This window comes from Idiomarina sp. UBA4206 (genome assembly GCF_002383015.1).
In the GTDB taxonomy this organism is placed as follows: Bacteria; Pseudomonadota; Gammaproteobacteria; order Enterobacterales; family Alteromonadaceae; genus Idiomarina; species Idiomarina abyssalis.
Window position 1 is genome coordinate 1 of the sequence record NZ_DFTS01000060.1, and the last position, 4,967, is coordinate 4,967.

General features: G+C 48.2%; 4 protein-coding genes. 1 reads left to right on the top strand and 3 read right to left on the bottom strand.

What is annotated here, in order from left to right:
- Positions 1 to 208 precede the first annotated feature (208 nt).
- Positions 209 to 928 carry a substrate-binding periplasmic protein gene (locus tag B3180_RS12275; RefSeq protein WP_278356661.1) on the top strand — a complete coding sequence of 240 codons (720 nt, stop codon included), beginning with the start codon at positions 209 to 211 and terminating at the stop codon, positions 926 to 928.
- Here B3180_RS12275 and glsA read toward each other — a convergent pair.
- From glsA to uvrA, 3 genes are all read right to left on the bottom strand, one after another.
- Positions 925 to 1,881: a glutaminase A gene (glsA, locus tag B3180_RS12280; RefSeq protein ID WP_199494794.1), complete on the bottom strand. Its 957-nt coding sequence runs from the start codon at positions 1,879 to 1,881 to the stop codon at positions 925 to 927. The genes B3180_RS12275 and glsA overlap by 4 nt on opposite strands.
- A complete protein-coding gene (locus B3180_RS12285) occupies positions 1,871 to 2,278 on the bottom strand; it encodes an acyl-CoA thioesterase (RefSeq protein ID WP_199494793.1) in 408 nt (135 codons plus the stop codon). Before B3180_RS12285 ends, glsA begins: the two co-directional genes overlap by 11 nt.
- Before the next feature lie 12 nt (positions 2,279 to 2,290).
- A partial coding sequence (gene uvrA / locus B3180_RS12290) for an excinuclease ABC subunit UvrA (RefSeq protein WP_286844857.1) occupies positions 2,291 to 4,967 on the bottom strand: 2,677 nt, incomplete at its 5' end.

Sequence of the window (4,967 nt, forward strand, 5' to 3'; positions counted from 1 at the left end):
TGTTGATTTTAAGAGCCCGGCTTCGGCCGGGCTTTTTTATGCCTGTTAATAATTAAGCGAAGGGTCGCTCAACTATTGACATTTGGGGCCGGAAAATTAACTATGGATGCAGATACTTAACCGATTAGTCAGTCTATTGAGAATACTCAGATACCTTTCTGTAATCGTTTTAGCTGCGATAAGTGGTACTGCCGCAGCAAAGATACCAGTGAAAGTAGCTGCTTACGATTACCCTCCTTATTTTTCAGACGTTCTTGAGACGGATCTCACACGAGAGCTCGTTACGCTATTGAATGAGCACCAGGATAGTTATGAGTTTCAAATTCAGATTATCCCACCTACGAGTCGCTATGAGGCGCTTAGCGAAGCAGGGTGTTGCGACGTGATATTCTTTGAATCGCCGCTGTGGGGTTGGGATAGACGGAACATTAATTACGAAAAGACAATTCCTCTGGTGAGTGGTAAAGAGCGTTTAGTCACTGCAAAAAAAGAGGGACGAACTCAGTCTTTCTTCGATGATTTTGAGGGAAAGATTCTGGGCGGCGTAAAAGGCTACCACTACTTGCTTGGTGGTGAGTTAATTGCCTCAGATGAAGTCAAAGAAAAGTACACCGTTTACTTAGCTGACTCACGAATTATTAACGTACGCATGGTGCTAGGTGGACGAGTTGACCTCACTATAGTGAATGATGAGTTACTATCGGCGCTTGAGGGTTCACAACAAATTAAAGTCGAAAATCTTTTACTCGCTGAAAAAGCCAGCTTTGCCTATAACTTGCATATACTTGTCGGCGAAAATAAGAGTATTACAGCAGGAAGTATCCAAAGACACTTAAGAGAGTTGGGACGAAAGGGCGAGATAGATAGCTTATTTAGACGATTCAATATGGAACGTTTTCAGACTTACCGGCCCTCGACAATTCGTTAGTAAACGCTTAGACCCAAACGATTAGCAAGTTCTCTGACCATATACATGCCACGCGCACTGTTACCAAAGCTGTTTAACCTTGGGCTCCATGAGCAGATAACGCCAAAGTCAGGTACAACAGCAATCATGCCGCCGCCAACCCCACTTTTTGCAGGAACGCCTACCGTAAAAGCAAACTCACCGCTTTGGTCGTACATGCCGCTGGTTGATAGCAACGCATTAATACGCTGAGAGTCCCGTTTAGACATAATTTCCTTTTTGGAAAAAGGGCAAACTCCGTCATTTGCGAGAAAAGTAAAAGAGCGAGCGAGGTTTTCGCAGGACATGGTTAATGCACATTGCCAAAAGTAATGATCAAGCAGTTCCTCAACGTCTGCATCAATATTACCAAAACTTTTCATTAAGTGAGCCAGTGCCGCATTGCGATGGCCGTGTTCTTTTTCTGACTGGTGTACAATGTTATCGGCATACACATTGTCGTTGCCGCATAAGGTACGGACTAAGCTTAAAACCGCGTTCTTACTGGCTGAATAACGACTCACCAGCACATCACTAACGACAATAGCGCCGGCATTTATCATAGGGTTACGAGGAATGCCTTTTTCCCATTCTAACTGCACTATAGAGTTAAATGCCTGGCCAGAGGGCTCCATTTTGACTCTGTCCCATAAGTCTTCGCCCAAGCGCTCCATTGCCAGCATTAGGCCGAAAATTTTTGAAATGGACTGGATGGAAAACTGCTCGTGAGTATCACCCACGTTAAATACCTCGCCATCAAGGGTGGCAAGGGTAAGTCCGCAGAGCTCCGGGTTGACCTCTGCTAATGCCGGAATGTAGTCAGCAACATGTCCTTCTGTGATCTTCATCGCTTGCTGGTGAATTTCCTCCAGCAAGCTTTTGAGATCATCGGGGGCATGTATCTGTTGCCCACCACTGACGAGATCACGCGTCAAGAGGGTGCTCCGGATGCGTTATAGTCGCCAGACGTTCTTTTAATTCATCGGATAACTTCACAGAACGCTCCTGTTGGTAATCGAAGTAGACCAAGACTGTTTTCCCTTTAGCGCAGAGTTTATCTTTTTGCCAAATTTCGCTGGTAATATCAAATGAGCTACCACCTAAACGGCTAACATAAGTCTTAACTGTGACATGACCACCAAAATAAATTGGAAATAAGTAGTCAACCTCAAGCCGGGCAACAATCAAGCTCTGCGTTTCGGGCGACATTTCCCCGAAGAACTCAAAAATAGGCAACCGCCCGGTTTCGATCCAGCCGGGAATAACGGTGTTATTGACGTGCCCAAGGGCATCGGTCTCATAAAATCGTACTTTAAAGTCTTCCGTTAACATACTGCGTCCTTTTTATGACTGCTTTAGCATCGGTTTCAAGAATCGCGCCGTGTGAGAGCGCTCGTTTTCACAGACGTCTTCAGGTGTGCCTTCACACAATATTTCGCCGCCACCGGAACCGCCTTCCGGGCCTAAGTCAACAATCCAGTCAGCCGTTTTTATCACGTCCAGATTGTGCTCAATGACAACGACTGTGTTGCCGTGGTCACGCAGACGGTGGATAACTGCCAGTAATTGCTTAATATCATGGAAATGCAGGCCTGTCGTTGGCTCATCCAGAATGTACAAGGTCTTACCGGTATCTCGCTTAGAGAGCTCACGTGATAATTTAACCCGCTGCGCCTCACCACCTGAGAGTGTGGTAGCAGACTGACCCAGACGGACATAAGATAAACCAACATCCATTAAGGTTTGAAGTTTACGTGCAATGGCCGGAACCGGATCGAAGAACTCACGTGCGTCTTCTATGGTCATATCCAATACTTCGTGGATATTCTTGCCCTTGTATTTTACTTCCAGCGTTTCGCGGTTGTAGCGCTGGCCTTTACAAATATCACAAGGGACATAAACGTCCGGCAAAAAGTGCATCTCAACCTTAATAACGCCGTCGCCCTGGCAGGCTTCGCAACGTCCGCCGCGAACGTTAAAGCTGAAGCGGCCCGGCTTGTAACCGCGAGCCCGTGACTCCGGAACGCCTGCGAACAGTTCACGAATGGGTGTGAAAATTCCGGTGTAAGTTGCCGGGTTAGAACGCGGTGTCCGGCCTATCGGGCTTTGGTCAATATCCACCACTTTATCCAGCAGCTGCATCCCTTCAACACTTTTGTAGGGGGCTGGTTCACCGGTTGTTGCACCATTGAGTTCGCGATGCGCAATATGGAATAAAGTATTATTTATCAGCGTCGATTTGCCGGAGCCAGATACACCGGTGACACAGGTCAGTACGCCCAGCGGTAGGTTAAAATCAACGTTCTTCAAGTTATTACCACTAGCGCCACGAATGGTGAGTCTGCGTTCATCGGGCTTGTGGCGTTGCTGCGGAACTTCTATTTCTTTTCTGCCGGACAGGTAGTCGCCGGTTAGTGAGTCTTCACTCCCAACAATGTCGTCGACTTGCCCCTGAGCAATAATCTCACCACCATGGACACCCGCACCAGGACCAATATCAATAACGTGGTCTGCCTGGCGAATCGCGTCTTCATCGTGTTCAACTACAATCACTGTATTGCCAAGGTCTCGTAAATGCGTGAGCGTATTCAATAGGCGTTCATTATCGCGCTGATGCAAGCCAATGCTGGGCTCATCCAGTACGTACATAACGCCGACTAACCCAGCACCAATTTGGCTGGCCAGGCGAATACGCTGTGCTTCACCACCGGACAAGGTTTCTGCGCTACGCGAAAGGCTTAAATAGTTAAGCCCCACGTTCACCAAAAAACGCAGCCGGTCGTTAATTTCTTTCAGAATTTTTTCTGCTATTTGGGCGCGTTGGCCTTCCATATGCAGTTGCTGGAAAAACTCCAGTGCGTCGCCAATAGACTGTTCTACAATTTCAGGTAACGTGGTGCCCTGAATAAACACATGACGAGCTTCTGTGCGCAAGCGCGTGCCGCCACAGCTTTTACAAGGCTGGGTCGCCACATACTTTGATAACTCGTCTCTCACTGCTTGTGACTCAGTCTCGCGATAACGGCGCTGCATATTCGGGATAATACCTTCAAAGGCGTGCGCTCTTACGACCGTGTCACCGCGGTCATTCATGTAGGTAAATTTAATTTCTTCTTTACCACTGCCGAACAGAATTTTCTCACGAATGTCGTCGGGCAATTGGTTAAACGGCTGCGACAGTTTAAAGTCGTAGTGCTTCGCCAGCGACTGCAGCATTTGATAATAGTAGAAATTCCGTTTGTCCCAGCCGCGAATTGCGCCACCGGTTAGTGATAATTCGGCGTTAACTATGACTTTTTCCGGGTCAAAGAATTGCTCAACTCCGAGTCCGTCGCAGGTTGTACAGGCACCCGCCGGATTATTAAATGAGAACAGACGAGGTTCCAGTTCCTGCATGCTGTAGCCACAGTGAGGGCAGGCGAAATTTGCTGAGAATACATCGGCCTCGCCGTCACCTTCCATTGGCACAACCAATGCCGTTCCGCCACTGAGGTCCAACGCCGTTTCGAATGACTCGGCCAGGCGCTGTTCCATACCTTCACGAACTTTAAAGCGGTCAACCACCACCTCAATGGTGTGCTTCTTCTGCAGTTCCAGTGTTGGAGGATCGCTCAGGTCACAAATCTCACCGTCAATGCGCGCACGGATAAAACCCTGAAGAGCCAGATTTTCCAGAACCTTCAAATGCTCGCCTTTACGGTTCTGAATAATAGGTGCCAGTAACATGCGTTTCTCACCTTCCGGCGCGGCCAGCACGTTGTCGACCATTTGCGAGATGGTCTGAGCTGCCAGCGGCACATCATGTGTCGGGCAGCGTGGCTCGCCCACTCGTGCAAACATCAGGCGCAGGTAGTCATAAACTTCTGTAATGGTACCAACGGTTGAGCGTGGGTTATGTGAGGTCGACTTCTGCTCTATTGAAATTGCAGGTGACAAGCCCTCGATGCTGTCTACATCGGGTTTTTCCATCAGCGATAAAAACTGACGAGCATAGGCGGATAAGGACTCAACGTAGCGTCGC

Excerpts from the sequence above, each read along its gene's own strand:
- B3180_RS12285 (WP_199494793.1), bottom strand. The coding sequence starts at position 2,278 with ATGTTAACGGAAGACTTTAAAGTACGATTTTATGAGACCGATGCCCTT.